We start from the raw sequence: 24,048 nt of genomic DNA, 5'->3' as shown, positions 1-24,048 counted from the left end.
GTCCTGCAGGAAAATATTTTTTATATGGCACAAGTGGGTATGATAAAAAAGAATATATATAATGGTGAATGAAAATTTCATGAAGGACTGAAAACAATGAAATATAGGCTCGAGTGGTATCATAAATTAAAAAGTAATGAAAAGGTCCAATTCTCATCTGAATGGGTTTCTGGGGAAACAGCCATTGAGATAGGAGAGGATTTGGAGCGCTCTGGGAAAATAACGGATTTGTATTTTTATGATGAAAAAGGAACCTCTTGGATTTTAAAGGAAATGAGAAAACTGTTAACAGAAATCGAAGAGGATCCACATGATATTACTGTATTTTTTGACGGGGGCTTTCAAAAGGAAACAAATGAAGCAGGTCTCGGTGTAGTTATCTTTTTTAAGCAGGGGAAGAAGAAATATCGGATTCGCGCTAATGAGCGATTTAATGAAATGGAAACTAACAATGAAGCCGAATATGCTGCCTTTTATTATGCTTTAAATATTTTAGAGGATTTAGGCGTTAAACATTTATCCTGTGAATTTAAGGGGGACTCCCAGGTTGTGCTAAAACAGCTTGAAGGGGAGTGGCCGTGCTATGAAGCAACGTTAAACAGCTGGCTTGATCGAATCGAGGAAAAAATCAAAGCACTTGGTCTTATGCCAAGATACACGGTCATTCCAAGAAAAGATAATAAAGAGGCAGATAAGCTGGCTACCCAAGCACTAGAAGGAAAAGAAATCTTTGCCAAAACATTAATCCTATAAGATTGGGGGTGCACGGAATTAGTGAAGGATCAAGCTAGAAAAGAGCTCTTAATTCAGGTCGAGAACATGATAAATCATTACTGTGAAGGCTGTTTTTTGCATCATTATATGAAAAAAGAAGGCGGTCGGAGGGCTGCGCACCGTTTTTGCATATCACAATGCACCGTTGGAGAAAAGCTGCAGGAGTATGGGAAAAAACTGACGAATTAAAAAGGCTGACGAAATCGTCAGCCCTTGAATGGTTATTATTAGATTATAGTTTTACAACGTTAGCTGCTTGTGGTCCACGGTTTCCTTCAACGATTTCGAAAGAAACTTCTTGGCCTTCTTCTAATGATTTGAAGCCATCGCCTGTGATAGCGCTGAAGTGTACGAATACATCGTCGCCGCCTTCAACTTCGATAAAACCAAAACCTTTTTCATTGTTAAACCATTTTACTTTACCGTTTTGCATGTATTTCTTCCTCCTAAGCCTTTCAAGACACCCCTTATTTGGTGCCAATGATGAATATTATCATGTTCGGTTACATGATGTTTTAAATATACAATAAGGGAAATGGACAGTCAAGGAATGGCAGCGGTTTTTTATCCAATTCATAACATAAAATTCCTACTTTTTCATATGTTTAATTAGTAAATATTACATGTTTGGTGGGGATGTCATGTATCGATTTTCGATTGACGGAGACGAATGGATCTTAAGATTCTCACCACAGATAACGATTGAGGCAGCTGAAAAACAGGCAGTTTTGATGTCCTTGCAGCAGATTAGTGATAAACTTGGAAATTTCTCGCATGGGGATGCATTTATTATGTTTAACAGGAATATCGGTGCGATTGTCTTTAATGTAGAAAGGATTCCATCATTTATATTAACCGTTTCAAATATTATTTCAGAAGAAAATTGGTATATTCAGTAGAACATGGATAAACGTAAATCTTTCCGGCCATCTCACCGGAAAGGTTTTTTTATGGATATGATTATTACTTTACGAGGATAGTTCGAAATAGGTAAAATGAAATCGGAGATGTTTAATCAAAAGGGGACAATTATTATGAAGCTAATTATTGCTGAAAAACCAGATCAAGGTTCAACGCTGGCGTCCATCTTTAAGCATAAAAAACAAAACGGCTTTATTGAAATTTTTCCAAATGAACTTTTTTCAAATGGTGCCTATGTAACGTGGGCGATTGGCCACATTTGCCAATTAGTTCCTCCGGAAAAATATCAGTCTGGCTGGAAAAAGTGGTCCTTGGATAATTTGCCGATCATTCCAGAACAGTTTGAATATGAAGTTACGAAAGATAAGGCTAAACAATTTGCGGTTATTAAAAAGCTAGTTTCAAATCCTGCGGTAACGGAAATTATTCATGCCGGTGATGCTGGGCGTGAAGGAGAGTTAATTATCCGCAATATTTTAAGAATAACAAAATGCCATAAGCCAATGAAAAGGCTTTGGATTTCATCCTTAACCGCGAATGCCATTCGAGAAGGATTTAATAAGCTGCTCGATGAAAACGATACACGAAGCTTATTTTTTGAAGCCTATACCCGTGCATGTGCAGACTGGGTGGTTGGGATGAATGCATCCAGACTTTACAGCCTGCTTCTTCAAAAACAAGGTTTTTCCGATGTATTTTCGGTTGGAAGAGTTCAGACACCTACATTAGCTTTAATCGTTAAGAGGGAATTAGAAATAGAAAATTTTAAAGCTGAACCGTTTTGGGAGGTTCAGGCTCATTTCTTAATAAATGAAAAAAGATACATTGGGAAATGGCAGAATGATGGTGAAACTCGTGTAAATAAAAAGGAGCTGGCCGAAAAGGTTGCTGCATTTTGCCAAGGTAAACCGGCTGAAATCGCGGAAGTGATCTCCGAGCGAAAAGAATTTTTCCCGCCTTTGTTATATAATCTTTCTGCTCTCCAGGCAGAGGCCAATAAATTATTTAAGTTCCCGCCGAAAAAAACGCTGGATGTTCTGCAAAAACTCTACCAAAAAGGAAATGTTTCTTACCCACGCTCTGACTCACGTTATGTGACAAAAGAAGAAGCGGGCACCTTCCCGGAAATTCTTAATAAATTAGGGCAGCTTAAAGACTATCAAGGCTTTTTCCCATTGCCGATTTCCTCCATTGCAGATAATAAACGGTATGTAAATGAAAAAAAAGTGACCGATCACTATGCCATCATTCCAACTGAGCAAATTCCAACTATGGAAAAGTTAGATCCGGACGAGCGGAAAATTTATGACTTAGTAGTTAAAAGTTTATTAGCGATTCATTACAAAAAAGCCATTTTCGAATATACTACGGTAACAACCCTTGTAGATGGACGAGCAGAGTTTATCTCGAAGGGGAAGGTTCAAATTGAAGAAGGCTGGAGAAAGGTTTTAAAACCAAAGGACCATGATGATGACGCTGCCCTGCCGCAGCTGGCAAAAGGGGAGCAGGGAATTACCGAAAAAGTAGAGGTAAAAGAGAGCCAAACGCAGCCGCCCAAGCGATATACAGAAGGGCAGTTAATAACTTTAATGAAAACGGCTGGCAAGCATATTGAGGATAAAGAATTAGAGAAAATTTTGGCGAAGACGGAAGGACTCGGGACAGAGGCAACTAGAGCAGGTATCATTACGATGCTGAAGGATCGGCATTATATTGAAGTAACCAAAAATTTAGTGTATGCCACCGCCAAGGCCAAAATATTAATCGGTGCCATTGGTCAAGAGATACTTGCCTCACCGGAAATGACAGCAAAGTGGGAGCAAAAGCTAAAAGAAATATCAGACGGCTCCGCTTCACCGAAGCAGTTTATGGAACAGACGAAAAAGATGGTATTGCACTTAATAACATCCGGAATTGGTCAAGCAAATAATTGGTCCTTTTCAGATGATGTGAAGGAAAATTTTACCCCAGGGAAGAAAACAACGAAGACCAGAAGTTATACAAAATTAGGTCCCTGTAAGAAATGTGATGGGTCGATTGTTGATAAGGGCAGCTTTTATGGTTGCTCTAATTTTAAAAATAATAAGTGCGATTTTACCATTTCCAAAAAAATTCTTGGAAAGAACATAACCCAAAAGAATATTAAAATGCTACTTAAAGAAGGCACAACAGAATTGATTGAGGGATTTACAAATAAAGATAAAACCTTTAATGCAAAGCTTTATCTTGATGAAAAGGAGCAAAAAATTAAATTTATTTTTGCTGAGCCTGCACCAAAATAAATGCCTTAGGATTTGTTTCAGAGATAAATAGCCTTGTCACTCGTTTTTATCTATAGTAAACTTTTAATGATGATGGACAATGGAGGGTAAGGGATGCCAACACCGAGCATGGAAGATTATATTGAACAAATTTATAATTTGATTGAAGAAAAAGGATACGCGAGAGTCTCTGATATTGCCGAAGCGTTATCTGTACATCCCTCCTCAGTAACAAAAATGGTTCAAAAGCTGGATAAAGATGAGTATTTGGTGTATGAAAAATATAGAGGACTCAGTTTAACCCCAAAAGGCAATAAAATTGGCAAGCGACTTGTCTTTAGACATGAACTGCTTGAACAGTTTCTCAAAATTATTGGAGTTAAAGATGAAAACATCTATGCTGATGTTGAGGGGATTGAGCATCATTTAAGCTGGGATTCCATCGATCGAATCGGGGACTTGGTTCAGTTTTTTGAAGAGGACCCGAACCGGATGGAAGCATTGAAAGAAATTCAAAAACAAAACGAACAAAATTAAAAGAAGCACCTGGCCGAAGCCGGGTGCTTTTAAAATAGGTTCGGATAATCGTCGAATGATTGAGAGGACTCTGGTGTTAACGAAATTGTTCCATCAGCACCTTGAACGGATGATATTCCATGGATTTGACCCGATCCTGCCTCCAATAAAGCCTTCCTATAGGATATAATCCGTCCTTCAGAAGTGACAAAGCTGATAATCTCACCAAAATGATTACGATGCAATGCGACTATTGTCTCCACGATTATTCCTCCTTTTCGATATATTCTTTCTATATCTTACGCAAAATAAACCAAAAAGCACCGGCGAACGCCGATGCTTTCTAATCCCAATTAAATGGGGTTTCCTGATAGACATAATAATTAAGCCAATTTGAAAAGAATAGGTGGCCATGGGAACGCCAGCGGTTGATTGGCGGCTGGGTTGGGTCATTATTTGGAAAGTAGTTTTCAGGCATATGAATCTCTAATCCTTTGTTGAGGTCGCGATCGTATTCCTGTGCAAGTGAATCAGATTCATATTCTAAATGACCAGTAATCATAACATGCTTTCTATCTCTTGAAGCAATTAATAAGGCCCCAGCCTGCTCGGAAGCAGCCAGCAGCTTTAGTTTCGGATTCCTTTTAATCGCTTCAATGGATACATCTGTATACCTTGAATGAGGGGCATAAAATTGATCATCAAACCCTCTAAGTAAGATATCATTTTGTTCGAAAATTCGATGAGCATAAATGCCTGAACATTTACGAGACAATTCAAATTTATCAATCTCATAATGATAGTAAAGTGCTGCCTGCGCGCCCCAGCAAATATGTAAAGTGGAAGTTACATTTTTATTGGTCCAATCCATAATTTCTTTTAGTTCAGACCAATACTTCACTTGATTAAACTCTAAAAGTTCAACTGGGGCACCAGTAATGATCATCCCGTCAAATTTCTGGTTTTGAATTTGAGGAAAGGTAGTGTAAAACTGTTCAAGATGCTGTTTACTAGTGTTGGTAGATTCATAAGAGTCTGTTTTTAAAAACTTAACATTCACCTGAAGGGGTGAATTACCCAATAATCTTAACAGCTGTGTTTCCGCTTTTTCCTTTTCAGGCATTAAATTTAAAATGAGTATATTTAATGGCCTGATGTCCTGACTCGTAGCACGCTCATTGTCCATGATAAAAATATTTTCCTGCTCTAAAATTTCCCGTGCAGGCAGTTGCTGTGGAATGTTAATAGGCAAGTGACCAACCCCTTTATTATTAAAATAATACATTTATTATTACAACGGTTCACCGTTGTCCGTCAATGAAAATTTAAAAAATTCATTATTTTTTATTATAAACATTATTATAAATTCAGAAAAGATAATAATTTGTTCATAATTAACATTCGGTATGAAAGCGCATTTTTGATACAATATAGACGTAGTTATATTCTAAATGCTGAATGTGGGGGATTATGGTGGTAATGAAAACTACAGTTAAGTCCGATATTGAAATTGCCCAAGAATCAAAAATGCAGCCAATTATCGAGATCGCCAAAAAAATTGGTTTAGAAGAAGATGATCTTGAGCTTTTTGGAAAATATAAGGCGAAAATTTCGAATGAAGCTTTAGCCAAAATCAAGACAAAAGAAAGCGGAAAAATTATTCTTGTGACCTCGATTAATCCTACACCGGCGGGTGAAGGTAAATCGACTGTAACTGTTGGATTGGGAGATGCCTTCAATCGTATTGGCAAGAAAGCAATGATTGCGATGCGCGAACCTTCATTAGGACCAACAATGGGAATAAAAGGCGGAGCCACTGGCGGAGGATATTCACAGGTTCTTCCGATGGAGGACATCAATTTGCATTTTACAGGAGATCTACATGCGATTACGACGGCAAATAATGCCCTTGCAGCTCTTATAGATAATCATCTCCAACAAGGAAATGAACTGGGGATCGATCAGCGGAGAATTGTTTGGAAACGGGCTGTGGACTTGAACGATCGGGCCTTAAGAAAAGTGATCATCGGCCTTGGCGGTCCTCTGCAGGGTGTACCAAGAGAAGATGGCTTTGATATTACAGTTGCCTCGGAAATTATGGCAGTCCTTTGTTTAGCCACTGATTTAAAGGATTTAAAATTACGCTTATCACGAATGGTCGTTGCCTATAATTACAATAAGGAACCTGTTACAGTGGGTGATTTAGGTGTTGAAGGAGCCTTAGCCCTGTTATTAAAAGATGCGGTAAAACCAAATCTTGTCCAAACCATTGAACATACTCCTGCCCTAATTCACGGCGGGCCGTTCGCAAATATCGCCCATGGCTGCAACAGTGTGATTGCTACGACGGCTGCGGCCAATCTTGCCGATTATGTCATTACCGAAGCGGGCTTTGGTGCTGACTTAGGCGCTGAGAAATTTTTACATATAAAATCCAGAAGTGCCGGCATAAAACCAGAAGCGGTTGTCATTGTGGCGACAATCCGAGCCTTGAAAATGCATGGCGGTGTTGCGAAAACGGAATTATCGAAAGAAAACATTCCTGCCTTAACGCTTGGTTTTGCGAACTTGCAGAAACACATTGAAACCATTAAAAGCTTTGGACTGCCAATTGTGGTGGCAATTAATAAATTTGTTTCTGATACAGACCAAGAGGTGGAGACTTTATTAGAGTGGTGTAAACGCGAAAAGGTTCCAGTTGCCTTAACAGAGGTTTGGGAAAAGGGCGGGGAAGGCGGTATTGAACTTGCTGAAAAAGTTTTAACCGTCATTGATGAGGAGGAAAATAAGTTCCACTCTTTATATGACCTCTCTGATTCCATCGAAAAAAAGGTAAGGGCAATCGTCCAGCAGGTATATGGAGGAAAGGATGTTGAGTTCTCTCCAAAAGCGAAAAAACAATTGCTGGATTTTGAAAAATTCGGCTGGTCCAATTTAGCTGTCTGTATGGCAAAATCACAATATTCCTTATCAGACGATCCTTCCAAGTTAGGGAGACCATTGGATTTCACCGTAACAGTCCGGGAGTTTAAACCATCAATTGGCGCTGGATTCATCATTGCCTTAACAGGAGAAGTAATGACAATGCCGGGACTTCCCAAAAAACCAGCAGCATTGAATATGGATGTGGATGAAAACGGCAATGCGTTAGGCCTTTTCTAAAGGAGAGAAATGAGATGTTTGATCCTACTGCCTTTGATAATATGAAAGTAGTTATTGAAGGTGCACTTTATGACTTTGATTTAAGCGGTGAAATCATTATTACGGACCGAAATGATATCATAAACATGGCAAAAATGTCGCGTTCATTTGACCTATCCTTTCAATTGCCAGCAGGTTCTGTTACTGCCAGAATTGAAATGGAATCCAAGCTTGTTAACCTGGCAGCTGAGCTCTTGCCCAGCTCACTGCCTGAAAAGCTTGCCGGAAGCTATGTTAAATTGCAATTTTTCCTCAAACATTTGGAAAATGCCTCTGATTTTCAAGCGATTGAAACAATATTTTTAGATATTTGGGGCGAAAAGAGGAAAATTACTCAATATGTAGAATATAATCCTTTAAACAAACCTAGAAAAATCAAAAATACCATTGCAATTGATTTTGAAAGAATAATTGGTGAAGAGCAAATGGATGATTTGATTGAAATGACTGATTTTATGGTCACCACAATGGAACAGCTTCAGGCATTTATGTTGGCAGGAAATAGGGGGTAAAGGATGACAATTTATCAGTTTAATGCTAAAACGATAGATGGACAAGAAATTTCGCTAAAGCAATATGAAGGGAAAGTTGTACTTATTGTAAACACGGCAAGTAAATGTGGTTTCACCCCTCAATTTAAGGAGCTGCAAGAACTTTATGAAACCTATAAGGATAAAGGGTTAGAAATCCTTGGGTTTCCTTGCAATCAATTTATGAACCAAGATCCTGGCAGTGAGGAAGAGATTAAATCCTTTTGCGAATTAAATTATGGTGTAACATTCCCAATGTTCGCAAAGGTGGATGTTAACGGGGTTTATGCCCATCCATTGTTTAGATACATAAGGGAGAAAACTCCTGGTTTGTTAGGCCTTAATACTATTAAATGGAACTTCACCAAATTTTTAGTCGATGCTAATGGAAACGTCATTAAGCGTTTTGCCCCTCAGACAAAACCAAGTGAAATCGCAAAAGATATAGAGACAATACTTACAGTAAAACCGGCCTAATCAGCCGGTTTTATTTTTTATTAATAATATTTACAATATTCAAAAATAAAGGTACGATGGTTCTAACTTAGTATTATGACCACATACTAATAAAAAGGGGTGATGGCATTGGTCAAAACAGCATGGGTAACGGATAGCACTGCCTATTTAGATAATGAATTAATAAATCATCCAGATGTGTATTCCATTCCATTATCGATTGTTTTGGATGGAGAGGTGTATGCAGATGGGATTGATTTGACTCCAACACAGTTATTTGAAAGATTAAAACACTTAAAAAATCCTCCCACCACCTCACAGCCATCTATAGGTGCATTCCAGGCTTTGTATGAACAGCTCGAAAAGGATTATGACCAAATCGTCAGTGTCCATTTATCAGGCAAACTAAGTGGGACAGTATCCTCAAGTGAGCAGGCAGCAAACCTTGTAAATATTCCAGTAACAACCTTTGATTCGAAGATTCTTACCTATCCTATGTCGGCATTACTCAAAAAAGGAATGAATCTGCTTGAAACGGGCAGCGGGCTAGAAGAGGTCATTGAGGAAATGGAACGGATTAGAGATACGAATGAAACTTATGTTCTTGTTGGCAGCTTGGAGCAGCTGCATCGCGGCGGCAGGATGACAGGCGTCCAATTTTTCCTGGGAAGCTTGTTAAACGTAAAGCCGATCATATCGATTGAAGATGGTGCACTGAACGTAAAAGAAAAGGTCCGTAGCGAGAAAAAGGCAAAGGAAAAAATCCTCGATTACTTTAGGGTGGCGTATGAGAAGCAACAATTTAAAGAGGTGTATATTCTCTATGGTCTGCATGAAGAACATGCGGTGGAATGGAAAGCTGAAATTGGTAAGCAATTTCCTGAATTAAACGTGATTTGTTGCCCATTAGGTGCAGTCATTGGCGTCCATGCAGGTGAAAATACCCTGGGAATCAGCTGGCATAATGCCATGAAATAACTTTCCCCCACTGGAGCATACTAAGATTGCACGCAATCTAAGCAGAAGGGGGATTGGCCATGAGTAAACAAGGAAGGCAGAATGCAAATCAAACAAGAGCTCAAATTGAAAAACAGGATAACCGAAATGATATTGAACTAGGCAGTGATTTTCAAATTGGAAATACTAGTTCACAAAGCCAGAAAAAAAGCGGACGTCAAGCAAACAAAAAATAACCTCGAAACATTCGGGGTTATTTTTTGTTTGTTTTTCATGATAAAATAACAGGGGTGAAGGTAGGTGCTTTAAATGGTCATAAAACAAACCGAAGAATTTGTTCGACAGGAATTAGGTGAAGATGCAACAGGCCATGATTGGTTCCATGTAGACCGTGTCCGTCGAAACGCTTTACATATTTGCACGGAAGAAAAAGCTGGAGATCCGTTTATCATAGAAATGGCGGCGCTTCTGCATGATATACCAGATGAAAAATTAAATGAAAGTGCGGAAAAAGGTAAGCAAAAACTTGAATCCTTTTTAAGCTCTATCTCAATAACGGATACGGACAAAAATCATATCGTAAAAATTATTGAATCGATTTCATATAAAGGCGGAAGAAAAACCACTCTAGAATCAATCGAGGCAAAGATTGTTCAGGATGCTGATCGATTGGATGCCATTGGGGCAATTGGAATTGCAAGAGCGTTTGCCTATGGCGGGAAAAAAGGACAGCCTATTTACGATCCTAGTATTTCGGTAAGAAAAGAAATGAGTTTGGAAGAATATCGAAAAGGAAAATCGACAAGCATCCATCATTTCTACGAAAAACTATTGAAATTAAGGGATCTTTTAAATACAGAAGCTGCCAAAAATATTTCCGCCAGCCGTCACAAAATGATGGTCTTATTTTTAGAACAATTTTACCAAGAATGGGATGGGCAAGACTCATGAAAATGCTAACAGTTGAAAATGTGTCAAAGACCTATGGGGAGAAACAGCTCTTTAATGATATTACCTTCACGATTAGTGAAAAGGAACGGGTAGGCTTGATCGGGATAAACGGGACAGGCAAATCCTCTTTATTAAAAATAATTGCAGGTGTTGATATTGCTGACAAAGGTAAAATTATCACTGCAAAGGATTATTCCATAGCTTATTTAGACCAGCAGCCCGAATTGGATGCGGACAAGTCTGTGCTCGAACAAGTCTTCCATGGTGATGCGCCCATTTTAAAGTTAATGCGGGAATACGAAAAAACATTAATGGATCTGGAGCAAGCTCCGGCCGATGCAAAGGTTCAGGAACAACTTTTTCAATTGCAAAAGCAAATGGATGCGTTAAATGCTTGGGATGCGAGTACGAATGCTAAATCGATTTTAATGAAATTGGGAATCGAGGATTTTACAAAGAAAATTGGTGAGCTGTCTGGCGGTCAGAAAAAACGTGTCGCCTTAGCACAGGTATTGATTGCTGAACCTGATTTACTTATTCTTGATGAGCCCACTAACCATCTGGATTTTGATTCCGTTAAATGGCTGGAGGATTATTTGAGCAGATACAGCGGTTCCATTTTGCTGGTAACCCATGACCGCTACTTTTTAGACCGGGTTGCCAATCGGATGTTTGAATTAGATGGGGGCAATATATATAGCTACAAAGGAAATTATGCGGCTTTTTTAGAAGCAAAGGCGATTCGCGAAGAAAATGAAGCAGCGACCTTTGAAAAAAGAAAAAATCTGTTCCGGCGTGAACTAGAGTGGATCCGGCGCGGCGCAAAAGCAAGAACAACGAAGCAAAAGGCCCGTATTCAACGCTTTGAAGCTCTAGATGAAAAGCTTGCATCAGGTAAGCCTTCAAGTGAGAAACTTGATATTTCGTTAAATGGCAGCAGACTTGGCAAACAGGTTTTTGAACTGAAGGATGGATCCAAACGGTATGAAGAAAAAACAATCTTAAATCATTTTGATTTATTAGTGAAGCCGGGGGATCGAATTGGGATCATTGGCAGGAATGGTGCGGGGAAATCAACCCTTTTAAATATTCTCGCCCAAAGAATTCCGCTTGATGAAGGTGAATTCATCATGGGACAGACCGTGAAAATCGCTTATTATACGCAGGAAAGCGAAGACATGGATGAAAATAAGCGGATGATTGAGTATATTAAGGAAACTGCTGAGATTGTGGAAACATCGGATGGTAAGACAATCTCGGCGGCCCAAATGCTTGAACGGTTCCTGTTTCCTCCGTTTACACATGGAACGCCGATACGTAAGTTGTCTGGTGGGGAAAAGCGTCGTCTTTACCTGTTAAAGCTTTTAATGACTGCACCAAACGTTCTCTTACTGGACGAGCCGACTAATGATTTAGATACCCAAACCTTGACCGTCCTTGAAGACTATCTCGAAGAATTCCTTGGAGTGGTAATCACGGTTTCCCATGACCGCTATTTCCTTGATAAAGTAGCAGAGCAGCTGCTTGTTTTACGCGGTGAAGGGATCATTGATTCCTTTTATGGTAATTACACAGAATATCTTGAGAAAGAAACGGCTCTTGAAGCAGAGAAAGCTGTGAAAGTTTCGGCACCAGCTCCAAAAGCTCCTGAAAAGGAAAAAAAGAAAAGAATGACCTTTAAAGAGAAAAAAGAATGGGAAGAAATTGATGAGGTTATTGCTAAAACCGAGGCAAAGCTTGAAGAAGTTTCGGAGGAATTAGGGAAGTCGGGCAGCGATTTCACAAAAGCGCAGGATCTAATGAAACAGGAAGCAGAATTGAACGAAAAACTCGAATATTTAATTGAACGATGGTCATATCTAGCTGAACTTGCGGAAAATGAATAAAAAGTGCGCCTCTGGCGTACTTTTTTGTGGAGTGTAGAATCTAAGGTACGGGTATTTTCTGTTTATTTGCGAAATTTTACGGTTTACTCGCGGATTCTTGTGGTTTACTCGCGGAAATTTATGATTTACCCGCTAAACTTTTATGTTTACTCGCCGAAAAAGGTAATTTACTCGCGAAACCGCATTTCTAACCTAAAAAATAAGAGCATCCTCCATGAATCAATGACCACCATTGTGTTAAACTTGATAGAGATAACAACATTAAGAATAAGGTGATTGTGTTGAAAATTAAGGCGATTGAACCAACGCCAAGTCCGAATACAATGAAAATTATTTTAGATCAAGAACTGCCAATGGGGAAGAGCCATAATTATAAAAAAGAAACGTCTACCGAGGCTCCTCCTGTAATTCAGGCAATCCTTCAAATAGAAGGAATCAAGGGTGTGTATCACGTTGCTGATTTCTTGGCCGTTGAAAGGAATGCTAAATTTGACTGGAAAGTGTTGCTCCCTCAAGTCCGTCAGTCGTTTGGAGAAGCGGCAGGCGAATCTAACGAGACAGAAAACCAGGTAAATGAGCATTTCGGTGAAATTAAAGTAGAAGTTCAAATGTTTAAAGATATTCCCCTCCAAGTGAAGTTAACTGATGGCACGACCGAAAAACGTTTCGGAATGCCTGAATACTTCTTAAAGGCAAGGGAAAAGGCGCAGCTCCCTGACGAAAACTATATTTTATTAAGAAAATGGGCAGATCAGGGTGTCCGTTACGGAGACTTCGACCAAATAGGTCAGGACGTAGTGGAAGAATTAATTGCCGCCTATCCTCAAGAACGATTAGAAGCACTGGTTGAAAGTGCTCAGCAAAAAGATTCTATAACAAAAGCAAAACCAATCCTCACCCGGAAAAAGGTAACACTTGAAGCGCTGACTAATCCTGACTGGCAGGTACGCTATCAGCTGCTAGAGCAAATGGATGATCCTGAGCTCGAGGATTTACCGGTCCTCGAAAAGGCATTAGCGGATGAGAAGCCATCCATTCGCAGACTAGCCACGGTCTATCTCGGAATGATAAAAGACCGTGCCGTATTACCTCTTTTATTTAAAGCCCTGAAGGATAAGACAGTCACGGTTCGCAGGACAGCGGGAGATTGTTTATCGGACTTGGGATTCCCGGAAGCAGCTGATGAAATGATATCGGCCCTTAAAGACCCAAGCAAACTTGTCCGCTGGCGGGCTGCGATGTTTTTATATGAAGAAGGGGATGAAAAGGCTTTGTCATCTCTAAGAGCTGCTGAAAATGACCCGGAATTTGAAGTTAGCCTGCAAATTAAAATGGCGATTGAACGAATCGAAGGCGGGGAAGAAGCCAAGGGGTCTGTCTGGAAACAAATGACTGAAGCAAGAAAATCAGAAAACTGATTTCAAAATTGCATTAGAAAGAGAAAATATAGTATTCTAACACTGGAAAACTTATAATTGGAGGGATTATTATGTCAATGGCATATGAAGAATACATGAGACAAATGGTTTTACCGATGCGTCAAGAGTTAACACAGGCAGGTTTTCAGGAGCTTTCTACAGCAGAAGAAGTAGAAAATTTTATGGGAAATGTTAAAGGTACATCACTAGTGGTTGTTAATTCTGTCTGTGGATGCGCGGCAGGCTTAGCACGCCCGGCAGCAACTCAGGCTGTATTAAATAGCGACAAAAAGCCGGATCATTTAGTGACAGTATTTGCCGGACAAGATAAGGATGCAACTGCAAAAATGCGTGAATATTTCGAAGGGATTGAGCCTTCGTCACCTTCAATGGCCCTGCTAAAGGACAATAAGGTCGTTCACTTCATCCCGCGTCATGATATCGAAGGTATGCCGCTCGAATTCATTATGGAAAATTTAAAGTCTGCTTTTGAAGCAAACTGCTAATGTGGATGTCAATTGACATCCTTTTTTTATAATTTAACCATTACGAGGTAAGAAATGTTTGTTACTACTTCAGGAAGAACAACTCAACAATTAAATGAAAAAGCAATGAACATCGCCACTCGGCTCGATGTTCCCTATATTCCAAGAAAGAAAAAGTCAGTCCAGCTTTTACAAGAAAAATGGTCCAGCGATTGCCTGGTGGTTGGAAAAGAACGGCTGGAATTATTTCAAAAAGGGGAACATGAACCTTTTTTCTTTCATCCAAATTCAGCGATGTTTCGGATCAAACGACTACTGCGAGGTGAACATGATCCATTTGCTGACGCAGCTAAGCTATCAAAGGGTATGACTGTCTTAGATTGCACATTAGGACTAGCCTCCGATTCGATCGTCGCAAGTTTACTTGTAGGCAGAGAAGGTTCTGTTACGGGAACAGAAGGGCAAAAATACTTGGCCTATATTGTAAAAGAAGGCCTAAAAACCTGGGATACCGGGATTCCTCAAATGAATGAAGCAATGGAAAGAATCAATGTCATTCAAGCAGCTTCACTTGACTATTTAAAAGGTCTAAATGATGCCTCTGTGGACTGTGTATATTTTGATCCTATGTTTGAAGAGAGTATTATTGGGTCAGTAGGAATCAAGGCGCTAACCCATTTTGCCATTTATAACGATTTGGATGAAGAAACGATGGAAGAAGCTTTACGGGTGGCCAAATTTCGCGTGATCCTAAAAGACCATTTTCGAAGCAGCCGCTTCGAAAGATACGGCTTTCAAGTGTTTCGCAGACAAAATGCCAAATTTCATTTTGGTTATATTGAAAAATAAAACTGAGACAAAAGCCGGTCTCAGTTTTTCTATTATTAACAATCTGTTCTTTTCCATTTTTGTGAAAATGGAAGTATAATAGTTTGTATAGGCACATTTTAAATCAATAAAATTCTCAAAAGAATTTAGGTGAAGGAATATGAAAAAATGGCTCCGTAAATCACTTTTTGTCACGGTATCTGTTTTAACTTTCGGTCTCGTCACGCCAACACAGCTGATGAATGCCGTAAATGCAGACAACTTGAGCGAGCGGGATGTCTTCCAGACACCGGCCCCAGCCAACAGTTTCTCGCAAACAACCGCCTACTTAGAAGAATCAGAGTTTGATAGAGAAAAGTTTATGCAATATTTATTGAAGCAGGCAGAATTACAATCATACCAAAAGTTTGGCAGCAAAATTAAACCAGTTATCGAAGATGAATTTCGTGAAATCATTTTACCTAATATTGAAATCGCCTTGAATCAAACAACTGACCAATTTCCTGAAGAGGATTTAAGAAATCTCACAATCACTGAGCATCCCGGAACGGGACATTCGGAAAAAATATTTAATATAAAAAATGCGATTGATGGAAAAGATATTCTACGATTTCATGTTCGAAGAGATAATCCGCCGCAGGCAGGCTACTGGTTTAATTTTCATTACCACACCTATCATGATGAGTTTCAAAATCATTATGAACTAGGATCTATCTATTGGGATAAAAATACTCCGCCAAAATGGATGAGTTAATTCGAGTACATTTGCTAAATAGCAAAAAAAAAATTTATATTATAAATGAAACTTTTTTAAGAAAGACTCGTAAATAGACTATTACCTAAAATGGAGGAATGAAAAATGGCAGTAAGTTTATCAAAAGGGCAAAAGGTTGATTTAACAAAAACAAATCCAGGACTAACAAATGTAGTGGTTGGACTTGGATGGGACACGAATAAATACGATGGCGGAAATGATTTTGACTTAGACTCTTCAGTATTCTTGCTCGGGGAAAATGGAAAAGTGACGAATGAAACAGACTTTGTTTTCTACAACAACCCTCAAGGTGCAAATGGTGCCGTTGTACATACAGGAGATAACCGCACAGGTGCCGGTGATGGGGATGACGAGCAGGTTACCATCAATTTAACGGCTATTCCGGCAAACGTTCAGCGTATCGCATTTACGATTACCATTCATGATGCGGCCAGCCGAAACCAAAACTTTGGTCAGGTTTCTAATTCATACGCCCGCATTTTTAATGAGGCTACAGGTGAAGAACTTATCCGTTATGATTTAGGGGAAGATTTCTCAATTGAAACAGCTATCGTTGTCGGTGAATTATACCGCCACAATGGTGAGTGGAAATTCAGTGCCATTGGGAGCGGCTATCAAGGCGGTTTAGCAGCACTGGCAACAGACTTTGGATTACAGGTTGGCTAATTTTAAAAATTAAGAGACCCGGCGCTCGGCTGGGTCTTTTTACAAAATTTTGTATACAAACTAGGAGGAATTTCTTTAATGTCAGTTTTGCAGGGGATTATTGACACATATGCTCAATTTTTTGATTTGGATATGTGGGGAAAGGTATTAACCGATCCGGTCAGTTGGGGACTTATTGGTACACTTATTATCTTAGAAGGGTTACTATCAGCGGATAACGCCCTTGTTTTAGCCGTCATGGTCAAGCATTTACCGCCTGAAAAGCGGAAAAAGGCATTATTTTATGGTTTAATTGGGGCTTATGTTTTCCGTTTTATCGCAATTGGAATCGGGGTTTACCTCATTGAGCTATGGTGGGTGAAGGTCCTTGGCGCCGCATACCTTGCATGGTTATCAATTAAGTATTTTATTGATAAACAAAAGGGTGGAGAAGATGACGGTGATGAGGAGGCAGAAGGAATTAACCAAAAAGGGTTATTGATTCGCATGTTTGGTACCTTCTGGGGAACAGTAGCATCCGTTGAATTAATGGATATTGCCTTCTCCGTAGACAGCGTCCTTGCCGCATTTGGAGTGAGTAACGAAGTGTGGGTATTATTAGTTGGCGGTATGCTGGGTGTGTTAATGATGCGAGGTGTGGCCGGTGTATTCTTAACCTTAATTGATAAAGTACCTGAGCTAGAAACATCCGCTTATATCTTAATTCTCATTATTTCCGTAAAGATGTTCCTCGGTGTCTTTGATATTCATATTGAGTCACTTTACTTCTTTATCATCTTACTGTTAACATTTGGAGCGACATTTATTGTACACTTCATGAATAAGAATAAAGAAGGCAGCAAAGAACGTAATTCATAACATAGTTGCATTAATATTAGGGAGCTGACGAGAGTCCGTCTCCCTTATTTTTTACCTTTAAAGAGAGGTATTTAACAATGAGGTTTTTTACATATTTTTATGATAATGAAATGGATCAGTATTTTTATCAAAAGCCGCAAAGCTTTAGTAAATATTCAGAGCGTGAGCTGTTATCCTATGGTTTGGGTGCGACTCTCTATATGCCTGCAACCCGGCCGAATATACATCAGGAAATTCTCTCAAAAAAGCACGACGGGTTAACTTCGCTTGTGATTGACCTTGAGGATGCGGTAGGGGATAAGGAAGTTCATCGGGCTGAAAGACTGCTGATTAGGGAGCTGATACATTTATTCGGAGAATTGAATAAAGGGTTTTTAAACTTTGAAGATTTGCCGCTTATGTTTGTACGGATTCGGGATCTTGAGCAGCTCAAACGAGTGACGGAACAGCTGGGCGATGCTATACGTCTTTTAACAGGTGTTGTACTCCCAAAATTTAATGCTGAAAATGGTGAAAACTTATTAAGCGAGGTGCAGCAGCTTCATACCGAGCAGCATCCATTTTATGCAATGCCCATCCTTGAAACAGCAAAGGTTATTCAAAAAGAAACAAGAATGGAAGAATTATTATCGATAAAACAGCAGGTCGACCGATATAAGGAAAATGTTCTAAATATTCGCTTAGGTGCGACCGATTTTTGTGGACTATATGGGATCCGCCGAAGTGCTGATACGACAGTTTACGATATTGCAGTATTAAGAGATTGCATAACTGATATTATCAATGTTTTTCAACGATTTGACAGCCCTTATGTTGTTTCTGGCCCTGTTTGGGAATATTTTTCTGCTAAAAATAGAATGCTGAAGCCGCAGCTCAGACAAACTCCATTTCGTGAACGCTTTGGGGATGAAGGGCTTAAATGGAGAGCTAAATTAATCGACAATCATTTGGATGGGCTGATTAGGGAAACGATAATGGATATCGCCAACGGCTTAACGGGAAAAACAATTATTCATCCCTCCCATATCAAGATTGTCCAGGCGCTAAATGTGGTTTCCTACGAGGAGTATATTGATGCGAGTAATATTGTAAAGGCGGCCACAGGTGAAATTGGGGTCATGAAAAGCGAATTTGCTAATAAAATGAACGAGATTAAACCTCATTATTATTGGGCCAAGAAAATCCTATTAAAATCACAGCTTTACGGGGTGTTACATGAAGAATTCACCAACATTGACCTTATCAAAAAAGAAGTTTACGTTTCACGTCCTTGACGCCATTAATACGGAAATTGAAGTCACAGAAAATCCCTATCAATTACCTATTGACGCCCTTTTTACGATGGCAGCAAGGATTAATAAAAAACGCTCGTTTTTGTTTGTAAGCAAAGTACTTGGCAAACATTTGCCCATTGATGCAAATAAGGGGCTGGTCACAGCTGCACTTCTAGCAGCCAGATTTATAGAATCAATAAAAGAATTGGAATGCCGTGAGAAGGATCGCCTTCTTTTCTCCTTTCAACAGGGTGAAGACGTCGAGGATCATCAATTTATTCCTCCAAATATTAATCCGATTGTGATTGGGTTTGCGGAAACGGCCACTGCCCTCGGACACGCGTTTTTTTCTTGCTTTCAAAATGCCGATTTTTTTCATACGACGAGAGAAGAACTAGTAAATCAAACACCTGGGATTACCTTCGAGGAAGAGCACTCACATGCTACTTCACACCGCTGTTATATAGCGCGGGAACTCCTTCAAAATAAAAGGGAAATCATTCTTGTTGATGATGAAATGACGACCGGAAAGACGGCAATCAATATTATTCGGTCGATTCACGAACAATTTCCTCGTAAGGAATATACAGTTGTGTCGATTTTGGATTGGCGTTCAGAAGGGAACAAAGCGGAATTTTTTCGGCTAGAGAAAGAACTTGGTATTACGATTAAGGTGGTGAGTCTTTTATCCGGTACCGTAAAGGTCCAGCAGTTGAGAGGGTTGGAAGAACAATCCCATGAATTTAATCAAGCTAATCAAATGGAGATGTCGATTGAAGAGGTTCGACTAGCCCAATATTTTACATCAAGCCCTTTTCATGATAGAAACAACGTTCCATATATAAACGAAACTGGGCGATTCGGCTTAAACAGTGCCGAACACCTTGCGAATCAACAAAAAATGGCCGAAGCAGCTAAGTTTTTAAAAGAAAAACGTTCAGGTCAAAACACGCTTTGTCTTGGAACGGGAGAATTCATGTACCTGCCAATGAAATTAGCAGCGGCTATGGGGAAGGGCGTCTCCTATCAATCCACTACCAGAAGCCCTATTTATATTGAAGATAGAGAAGGGTATGGAGCAAGATTCGGCCTCACCTTTCCTAATCCTGAAGAATGGGATGTCACTCATTTTGTTTATAATATACCGCCAGGATATTATGATGAATTATTTTTATTTTTTGAAAGAGAAGTAGAAATTAAGAATCTTCAGCCGTTCTTGGATGCATTAGCACCATTACAAATAGAGTCTGTGAAGCTCGTCTTTTTTTCTAATGCAAGAGGTGAATAATATGCAAAAAACGTTCAAAAAGCCAGCGCTTATTGGAAGTTATCCTGAAGATGATGTTCTTTTCTTATTAAAGGATTTAAGTGCCATTAAGCTTGAGGATTCGACCAAAAACCGGGAAGTTAGGATGCAATCAGGCGGTCATTATAGTGAATCGTTGCCAATCGAGTACCAGCCTCCAAAAGAGTATGTTGATTTATTTTGGAAAACCCTCCATGAGTATAAGCGGAAAGTGGCGTTGTGTATTGGCATTGTGGCAGAGCAAATCTATCAATTAAAGGGAGAAAGAACGGTTCTCGTTTCCCTGGCCCGTGCCGGAACACCAGTCGGAATCCTCATCAAGCGGTATTTAAAAAGGCGTTACAATCTGTCCCTAAGGCATTATAGTATTTCTATTATCCGTGACCGCGGAATTGACGAAAATGCCATTCAATATATTCTTAACGAACATCCCGATGGAATCATTCAATTCGTGGATGGCTGGACCGGAAAAGGCGCGATTTCAATAGAACTGATAAAGGCCTGTCAGGAATTTGAGCAAAAGTATGGAATTGCCCTTGATGATAAGCTCGCAGTTATGGCAGACCCAGGCTATTGTACCAAGCTTTTTGGAACAAGAGAGGATTTTTTAATTCCGAGCGCTTGTTTAAACTCCACTGTCTCGGGCCTTGTAAGCCGAACCGTTCTAAATGATCAATATATTGGTCCAGAAGATTTTCATGGGGCAAAGTTTTACAGGGAGCTTCAAGCAGAGGATGTATCAAATGAATTTATTAGGTTAATAGATGAGGAGTTTGCGTATATTGATGCAGAAGCATATGAACTCTTTGTGCAAAAACGAGATTCGGAAATTGAAGCTGATTTTTTAGGGATGAAAGATGTTAAGAAAATCCAGGCTGAATTTGCGATTGAAAGTACCAATTATATAAAACCAGGAGTTGGGGAAACGACCAGGGTATTGCTTAGGAGAGTCCCATGGAAAATATTGATGCGTGATTCTTCCAGTCCTTTCGTCCAGCACATTCTCATGCTGGCAAAAGAAAAGGGTGTCGAAGTAGTCGAATACCCTGACTTGAATTATTTGTGCTGCGGTCTAATCAAATCAGTGAAGGAGAAAAAATAGATGATTTTTGCCTCTGATCTAGACCGGACTCTTGTTTATTCTAAAAGAGCGCTTGATGAGCTTGGGATTCCGGAAGGGACTCTACTTAAACCTGTCGAAAAAAAAGATGGCAGGTGGGTTGCCTATATGACGGAATCCTCTTTTTTTACGTTAAAGGAGATTTCCCGTCATAGTTTATTTATCCCAGTGACCACAAGAACGACAGAACAATTTAATCGATTTACGATTTTTACCGAAGATATTTCGTTAAAATATGCGATTACCACAAATGGTGCCAATATTTTATATCAAGGTGAACTATTAGAGGAATGGTCAAATCATATTTTTCAAACGTTAGCAATGGATTCGGCTTCTCCGGAAGAATTGTTATCGATTTTCGAGCGTGAGGGGTACCATTTAGATGGGCAATTAAAGCAAGTAGAAAATCTATTTTTCTATTACATATTAAATGGTTTCCCCGATTCAAATGTCAAAAGTGAATTAAATGAATTGGCCGCAAAGTATAGCTGGAGAATTTCATTACAAGGGAAGAAGCTTTACTTTATGCCGATGGCCATTCGTAAAGGCGCCGCCCTAGAATATATTTGTCAGCGGGAAGGAATAAAGGCGATTGCCGGCGCTGGTGACTCGCTTTTAGATTTGGACTTTTTAGATATCTGCCAATATCGATTTGTCCCAAACCATGGTGAATTGGCCAGCGTGTCCAAGAAACCCGGACTAATGTTAACCGGAAACTCAGGTGCTTTGGCAGGGGAAGAAATTCTCCAACAGTTTTTAAAGCACTGTTTTACTTTAATATCCGAGTGAAAACAAAATAATAGAGGGAAGAAAAAAGAATAAAGCAAGCAATAAAAAATAATATGGACAGTCCAATCGAATGGAGTACGGGAACAAGCAGAAGTGTAAAGATTAAACTGAACACAAGTAAATCCAGATAAATAAAAGCGCTTGCACTCATCACTTCGAGGACGTCATTTATTTCCTCATCGATTAGTTTCATCTTCGGCCGCTTATATAAAAACCGCATTCGTGTCACCTACTTAAGTTTGAGTACTCAAATAATATGTAGGGACAAGGAAAAAGGTGAAAAAGGTGGAAATTGCTCTAAAAATGAAACATTTTTCGAACACTTTCGTATAAAGAAATGAACCATTTTTATAACTGTGATATGATGAAATAGTAACCTTACATAATTTGCTAGGTTTGAAAAATCTTTCGCTTTCAGAGGAAGGGATTATGAATGCACCCATCATATAATCAGTTAATCGTCCGACCAATTGGGGCCCTTTCATTTGAAAATTGGCACGGATTATTAAAAAAAATGTTACCGGAACGGCCGGAATACTCATTAGAAAATGGAACGATTCAAATTGGGCAGGTCCTGGGGAAATTCTTTGGCGTACCCATAGATACAGATGAATACTATAACCAGCTTTTTGATTATGTGAATGCGCATGATTGGGGCTTACAGTTGTTAAGTGAAGATTCACTTGATAAATCCATCAACAACGCCCACTTTCAAGCAATTCAAAAAGTGCTGAATATTCATCAGGAACAGAAGCTATCGATCAATCGCTTTACTGCTTTTCTGGATGGCGACCAGCTTTTACTAAAATCACTGGTCCCTGCTATTCATCGAAAGCTGAGAGAGGCCATGATAGCAATGCTGGAATTATACGCAAGCATGGAGAATGACGGATTGAAAAATCACGAGCTAAGGCGGGTTCTCGTAGATGTGGTCAAGTGGTCGGTCAATCATTTGCAGCCCGTTCTCGAAAAAGCCAATCCTGAAAAAGAAATGCCAAAGTTTTTGTGGTACGGTGATTTTAAAAAGAGTCATCAATATTTTTTATTTTATTTAGCAAAACTTGGCTGTGACATTGTTATTTTTCATCCGGATGGTAAAGATGTTTTGGGAGGAATGATTCACGAACCCGTCTTCACCCATCAATATCCAAACCAGCAGCCGGCGGAACCCTTTCCTAAAGAAAAACGGAGCCGGAAAACGACAGTGGCATACAGGGCTTCAAAAGAAATTGAAACGATTCTTAATCAGGAGGGATCGGGTCTTTACAAGCCTTGGCAGTTAAGGGAGTATACTCCCTCATCCATTACGCTGAAGACTACTTATGATGAGCTGTTTATCCTTAGTAAGGAACCGGCGATGATTCGCCCAGATTTTTCTGTTGAGAATGGACATGTCAAGATCCCGTCCGTTTTTGCCAAAGTACTTGGAGTTAGTAAAAATCGAAAAGAATATTGGGACCGGCTGCAATCTCTTAGCCAATTCGAACAAAGTTTTCTCATTCGCCAGCTGCCTTTTGCGATATCCAGCAATAGCGATTTTCGCTACCATTACCGTAACGCATTGGGCCGGGATGGCTTAATAAGCCCGGAAAAGATAATGCAATCCCATTATTGGCCATATTCTTTTTTACCAACAGGACTGCAAAAAGGAATGGCAAATGCAATCAGAGAAATCTGCCATGAACCGGATTTAAAGCCATTGCCAATGGAAACCATGGAAGATGTAAAAATTTTTCTGTTTACACAGTCAATGTTTATCCCGAAGAACGTGATTCAGTTATTGGAGAAGTTTGACTATTCCCAGCATGTTCCTAAATTAATTTTATTCAACAATGAATTAACTGGTATGCTTTCAAGGGCTGATGCAGCTTTATTACTTATACTCAATCAATTTGGTGTAGATATTGTTTTGTATAATCCCACCGGGCACAATGATATCGAAAATTATCTCGATGACCGGTTATTTGATAAACACTGGCTCGAAGACATGGTATTTGATTTGGAATATAAAGAGCCTTCTCTTTTTAAAAAAGGTCTATTTCAAGGAATCTTAAAAAATTTAAGGGGAGATTAATG

General features: G+C 39.4%; 27 protein-coding genes. 23 read left to right on the top strand and 4 right to left on the bottom strand.

Going from position 1 to position 24,048, the window contains the following annotated elements; genetic code table 11:
* The first annotated feature begins 96 nt into the window (after positions 1 to 96).
* Together ACIFOT_RS03155 and ACIFOT_RS03150 are read left to right on the top strand one after the other, a co-directional pair.
* Positions 97 to 753 (top strand): reverse transcriptase-like protein, encoded by a 657-nt coding sequence (locus ACIFOT_RS03155; protein ID WP_430061558.1) that lies wholly within the window; start codon positions 97 to 99, stop codon positions 751 to 753.
* Positions 754 to 774: 21 nt separating this feature from the next.
* A complete protein-coding gene (locus ACIFOT_RS03150) occupies positions 775 to 963 on the top strand; it encodes a zinc-finger domain-containing protein (RefSeq protein WP_430061556.1) in 189 nt (62 codons plus the stop codon).
* A 43-nt stretch (positions 964 to 1,006) separates the two neighbouring features.
* Here the strand turns inward: ACIFOT_RS03150 and cspD are convergent, their stop codons facing one another.
* Positions 1,007 to 1,207, bottom strand: a complete 201-nt coding sequence (gene cspD, locus ACIFOT_RS03145; protein ID WP_024027115.1) for a cold-shock protein CspD — start codon at positions 1,205 to 1,207, stop codon at positions 1,007 to 1,009.
* Positions 1,208 to 1,415: 208 nt separating this feature from the next.
* Between cspD and ACIFOT_RS03140 the strand changes: the two genes are divergently transcribed.
* The 3 genes from ACIFOT_RS03140 to mntR all read left to right on the top strand — a co-directional run bounded on the left by ACIFOT_RS03140 (position 1,416) and on the right by mntR (position 4,493).
* Positions 1,416 to 1,673, top strand: a complete 258-nt coding sequence (locus ACIFOT_RS03140; RefSeq protein ID WP_430061554.1) for a hypothetical protein — start codon at positions 1,416 to 1,418, stop codon at positions 1,671 to 1,673.
* Between the two features lie 135 nt (positions 1,674 to 1,808).
* On the top strand, positions 1,809 to 3,977 hold the full coding sequence (locus ACIFOT_RS03135; protein ID WP_430061552.1) for a DNA topoisomerase III: 2,169 nt from the start codon (positions 1,809 to 1,811) through the stop codon (positions 3,975 to 3,977).
* A gap of 93 nt (positions 3,978 to 4,070) precedes the next feature.
* Positions 4,071 to 4,493 (top strand): transcriptional regulator MntR, encoded by a 423-nt coding sequence (gene mntR, locus ACIFOT_RS03130; protein WP_430061550.1) that lies wholly within the window; start codon positions 4,071 to 4,073, stop codon positions 4,491 to 4,493.
* Positions 4,494 to 4,522: 29 nt separating this feature from the next.
* Here mntR and ACIFOT_RS03125 read toward each other — a convergent pair whose 3' ends face one another.
* Together ACIFOT_RS03125 and metA are read right to left on the bottom strand one after the other, a co-directional pair.
* Positions 4,523 to 4,735, bottom strand: coding sequence for a DUF3892 domain-containing protein (locus ACIFOT_RS03125; RefSeq protein ID WP_430061548.1), 213 nt, complete (start codon positions 4,733 to 4,735; stop codon positions 4,523 to 4,525).
* Between the two features lie 80 nt (positions 4,736 to 4,815).
* Positions 4,816 to 5,724 (bottom strand): homoserine O-acetyltransferase MetA, encoded by a 909-nt coding sequence (metA, locus tag ACIFOT_RS03120; protein ID WP_430061546.1) that lies wholly within the window; start codon positions 5,722 to 5,724, stop codon positions 4,816 to 4,818.
* A 227-nt stretch (positions 5,725 to 5,951) separates the two neighbouring features.
* On the opposite strand from metA, the gene ACIFOT_RS03115 reads away from it, so the two are divergent.
* The 17 genes from ACIFOT_RS03115 to ACIFOT_RS03035 all read left to right on the top strand — a co-directional run bounded on the left by ACIFOT_RS03115 (position 5,952) and on the right by ACIFOT_RS03035 (position 21,972).
* Entirely contained in the window at positions 5,952 to 7,634 is a 1,683-nt protein-coding gene (locus tag ACIFOT_RS03115) for a formate--tetrahydrofolate ligase (protein ID WP_430061544.1), read from the top strand.
* 14 nt (positions 7,635 to 7,648) lie between these two features.
* On the top strand, positions 7,649 to 8,185 hold the full coding sequence (locus ACIFOT_RS03110; protein WP_430061542.1) for a hypothetical protein: 537 nt from the start codon (positions 7,649 to 7,651) through the stop codon (positions 8,183 to 8,185).
* A gap of 3 nt (positions 8,186 to 8,188) precedes the next feature.
* Positions 8,189 to 8,680 (top strand): glutathione peroxidase, encoded by a 492-nt coding sequence (locus tag ACIFOT_RS03105; RefSeq protein ID WP_430061540.1) that lies wholly within the window; start codon positions 8,189 to 8,191, stop codon positions 8,678 to 8,680.
* Between the two features lie 108 nt (positions 8,681 to 8,788).
* Positions 8,789 to 9,637 (top strand): DegV family protein, encoded by an 849-nt coding sequence (locus tag ACIFOT_RS03100; protein WP_430061538.1) that lies wholly within the window; start codon positions 8,789 to 8,791, stop codon positions 9,635 to 9,637.
* Between the two features lie 59 nt (positions 9,638 to 9,696).
* Positions 9,697 to 9,852: a hypothetical protein gene (locus ACIFOT_RS03095; protein WP_430061536.1), complete on the top strand. Its 156-nt coding sequence runs from the start codon at positions 9,697 to 9,699 to the stop codon at positions 9,850 to 9,852.
* 73 nt (positions 9,853 to 9,925) lie between these two features.
* Positions 9,926 to 10,567 (top strand): HD domain-containing protein, encoded by a 642-nt coding sequence (locus ACIFOT_RS03090; protein ID WP_430061534.1) that lies wholly within the window; start codon positions 9,926 to 9,928, stop codon positions 10,565 to 10,567.
* The gene (locus tag ACIFOT_RS03085) at positions 10,564 to 12,453 is read left to right on the top strand and encodes an ABC-F family ATP-binding cassette domain-containing protein (RefSeq protein WP_430061532.1); all 1,890 of its coding nucleotides are present in this window, start codon (positions 10,564 to 10,566) and stop codon (positions 12,451 to 12,453) included. Before ACIFOT_RS03090 ends, ACIFOT_RS03085 begins: the two co-directional genes overlap by 4 nt.
* A 281-nt stretch (positions 12,454 to 12,734) precedes the next feature.
* Positions 12,735 to 13,871 (top strand): conserved virulence factor C family protein, encoded by a 1,137-nt coding sequence (locus ACIFOT_RS03080; protein WP_430061530.1) that lies wholly within the window; start codon positions 12,735 to 12,737, stop codon positions 13,869 to 13,871.
* 71 nt (positions 13,872 to 13,942) lie between these two features.
* Positions 13,943 to 14,377 carry a BrxA/BrxB family bacilliredoxin gene (locus ACIFOT_RS03075; RefSeq protein WP_430061528.1) on the top strand — a complete coding sequence of 145 codons (435 nt, stop codon included), beginning with the start codon at positions 13,943 to 13,945 and terminating at the stop codon, positions 14,375 to 14,377.
* 54 nt (positions 14,378 to 14,431) lie between these two features.
* A complete protein-coding gene (locus ACIFOT_RS03070; RefSeq protein ID WP_430061526.1) occupies positions 14,432 to 15,205 on the top strand; it encodes a class I SAM-dependent methyltransferase in 774 nt (257 codons plus the stop codon).
* Between the two features lie 139 nt (positions 15,206 to 15,344).
* Positions 15,345 to 15,938, top strand: a complete 594-nt coding sequence (locus tag ACIFOT_RS03065; protein ID WP_430061524.1) for a YpjP family protein — start codon at positions 15,345 to 15,347, stop codon at positions 15,936 to 15,938.
* Between the two features lie 105 nt (positions 15,939 to 16,043).
* Positions 16,044 to 16,625: a TerD family protein gene (locus ACIFOT_RS03060; protein ID WP_223593342.1), complete on the top strand. Its 582-nt coding sequence runs from the start codon at positions 16,044 to 16,046 to the stop codon at positions 16,623 to 16,625.
* A gap of 78 nt (positions 16,626 to 16,703) precedes the next feature.
* On the top strand, positions 16,704 to 17,483 hold the full coding sequence (locus ACIFOT_RS03055) for a TerC family protein (protein WP_430061522.1): 780 nt from the start codon (positions 16,704 to 16,706) through the stop codon (positions 17,481 to 17,483).
* Between the two features lie 77 nt (positions 17,484 to 17,560).
* The gene (locus ACIFOT_RS03050) at positions 17,561 to 18,757 is read left to right on the top strand and encodes an HpcH/HpaI aldolase/citrate lyase family protein (protein WP_430061520.1); all 1,197 of its coding nucleotides are present in this window, start codon (positions 17,561 to 17,563) and stop codon (positions 18,755 to 18,757) included.
* Positions 18,699 to 20,045 (top strand): phosphoribosyltransferase family protein, encoded by a 1,347-nt coding sequence (locus tag ACIFOT_RS03045; RefSeq protein ID WP_430061518.1) that lies wholly within the window; start codon positions 18,699 to 18,701, stop codon positions 20,043 to 20,045. The genes ACIFOT_RS03050 and ACIFOT_RS03045 overlap by 59 nt, the downstream gene beginning before the upstream one ends.
* 1 nt (position 20,046) lies before the next feature.
* Positions 20,047 to 21,165, top strand: coding sequence for a cysteine protease StiP family protein (locus tag ACIFOT_RS03040; RefSeq protein WP_430061516.1), 1,119 nt, complete (start codon positions 20,047 to 20,049; stop codon positions 21,163 to 21,165).
* The gene (locus ACIFOT_RS03035) at positions 21,166 to 21,972 is read left to right on the top strand and encodes a hypothetical protein (protein ID WP_430061514.1); all 807 of its coding nucleotides are present in this window, start codon (positions 21,166 to 21,168) and stop codon (positions 21,970 to 21,972) included.
* On the opposite strand, the gene ACIFOT_RS03030 is transcribed toward ACIFOT_RS03035, so the two are convergent.
* Positions 21,953 to 22,192: a hypothetical protein gene (locus ACIFOT_RS03030; protein WP_430061512.1), complete on the bottom strand. Its 240-nt coding sequence runs from the start codon at positions 22,190 to 22,192 to the stop codon at positions 21,953 to 21,955. The two genes, ACIFOT_RS03035 and ACIFOT_RS03030, sit on opposite strands and share 20 nt — an antisense overlap.
* A 213-nt stretch (positions 22,193 to 22,405) precedes the next feature.
* On the opposite strand from ACIFOT_RS03030, the gene ACIFOT_RS03025 reads away from it, so the two are divergent.
* A complete protein-coding gene (locus ACIFOT_RS03025) occupies positions 22,406 to 24,046 on the top strand; it encodes a YceG family protein (protein WP_430061510.1) in 1,641 nt (546 codons plus the stop codon).
* Positions 24,047 to 24,048: the final 2 nt, after the last annotated feature.

Source organism: Neobacillus sp. NRS-1170 (genome assembly GCF_050468025.1).
Note: the sequence above shows the minus strand (reverse complement) of the source record. Positions and strands in the feature narration are given on the sequence as shown.

Excerpts from the sequence above, each read along its gene's own strand:
- ACIFOT_RS03055 (WP_430061522.1), top strand. The coding sequence starts at position 16,704 with ATGTCAGTTTTGCAGGGGATTATTGACACATATGCTCAATTTTTTGAT.
- mntR (WP_430061550.1), top strand. The coding sequence starts at position 4,071 with ATGCCAACACCGAGCATGGAAGATTATATTGAACAAATTTATAATTTG.
- ACIFOT_RS03090 (WP_430061534.1), top strand. The coding sequence starts at position 9,926 with ATGGTCATAAAACAAACCGAAGAATTTGTTCGACAGGAATTAGGTGAA.
- ACIFOT_RS03040 (WP_430061516.1), top strand. The coding sequence starts at position 20,047 with ATGCAAAAAACGTTCAAAAAGCCAGCGCTTATTGGAAGTTATCCTGAA.
- ACIFOT_RS03050 (WP_430061520.1), top strand. The coding sequence starts at position 17,561 with ATGAGGTTTTTTACATATTTTTATGATAATGAAATGGATCAGTATTTT.
- ACIFOT_RS03030 (WP_430061512.1), bottom strand. The coding sequence starts at position 22,192 with ATGCGGTTTTTATATAAGCGGCCGAAGATGAAACTAATCGATGAGGAA.
- ACIFOT_RS03075 (WP_430061528.1), top strand. The coding sequence starts at position 13,943 with ATGTCAATGGCATATGAAGAATACATGAGACAAATGGTTTTACCGATG.
- ACIFOT_RS03025 (WP_430061510.1), top strand. The coding sequence starts at position 22,406 with ATGCACCCATCATATAATCAGTTAATCGTCCGACCAATTGGGGCCCTT.
- ACIFOT_RS03085 (WP_430061532.1), top strand. The coding sequence starts at position 10,564 with ATGAAAATGCTAACAGTTGAAAATGTGTCAAAGACCTATGGGGAGAAA.
- ACIFOT_RS03035 (WP_430061514.1), top strand. The coding sequence starts at position 21,166 with ATGATTTTTGCCTCTGATCTAGACCGGACTCTTGTTTATTCTAAAAGA.
- ACIFOT_RS03105 (WP_430061540.1), top strand. The coding sequence starts at position 8,189 with ATGACAATTTATCAGTTTAATGCTAAAACGATAGATGGACAAGAAATT.
- ACIFOT_RS03155 (WP_430061558.1), top strand. The coding sequence starts at position 97 with ATGAAATATAGGCTCGAGTGGTATCATAAATTAAAAAGTAATGAAAAG.
- ACIFOT_RS03110 (WP_430061542.1), top strand. The coding sequence starts at position 7,649 with ATGTTTGATCCTACTGCCTTTGATAATATGAAAGTAGTTATTGAAGGT.
- ACIFOT_RS03070 (WP_430061526.1), top strand. The coding sequence starts at position 14,432 with ATGTTTGTTACTACTTCAGGAAGAACAACTCAACAATTAAATGAAAAA.
- ACIFOT_RS03140 (WP_430061554.1), top strand. The coding sequence starts at position 1,416 with ATGTATCGATTTTCGATTGACGGAGACGAATGGATCTTAAGATTCTCA.
- ACIFOT_RS03060 (WP_223593342.1), top strand. The coding sequence starts at position 16,044 with ATGGCAGTAAGTTTATCAAAAGGGCAAAAGGTTGATTTAACAAAAACA.
- ACIFOT_RS03095 (WP_430061536.1), top strand. The coding sequence starts at position 9,697 with ATGAGTAAACAAGGAAGGCAGAATGCAAATCAAACAAGAGCTCAAATT.
- ACIFOT_RS03115 (WP_430061544.1), top strand. The coding sequence starts at position 5,952 with ATGAAAACTACAGTTAAGTCCGATATTGAAATTGCCCAAGAATCAAAA.
- ACIFOT_RS03135 (WP_430061552.1), top strand. The coding sequence starts at position 1,809 with ATGAAGCTAATTATTGCTGAAAAACCAGATCAAGGTTCAACGCTGGCG.
- cspD (WP_024027115.1), bottom strand. The coding sequence starts at position 1,207 with ATGCAAAACGGTAAAGTAAAATGGTTTAACAATGAAAAAGGTTTTGGT.
- ACIFOT_RS03065 (WP_430061524.1), top strand. The coding sequence starts at position 15,345 with ATGAAAAAATGGCTCCGTAAATCACTTTTTGTCACGGTATCTGTTTTA.
- ACIFOT_RS03045 (WP_430061518.1), top strand. The coding sequence starts at position 18,699 with ATGAAGAATTCACCAACATTGACCTTATCAAAAAAGAAGTTTACGTTT.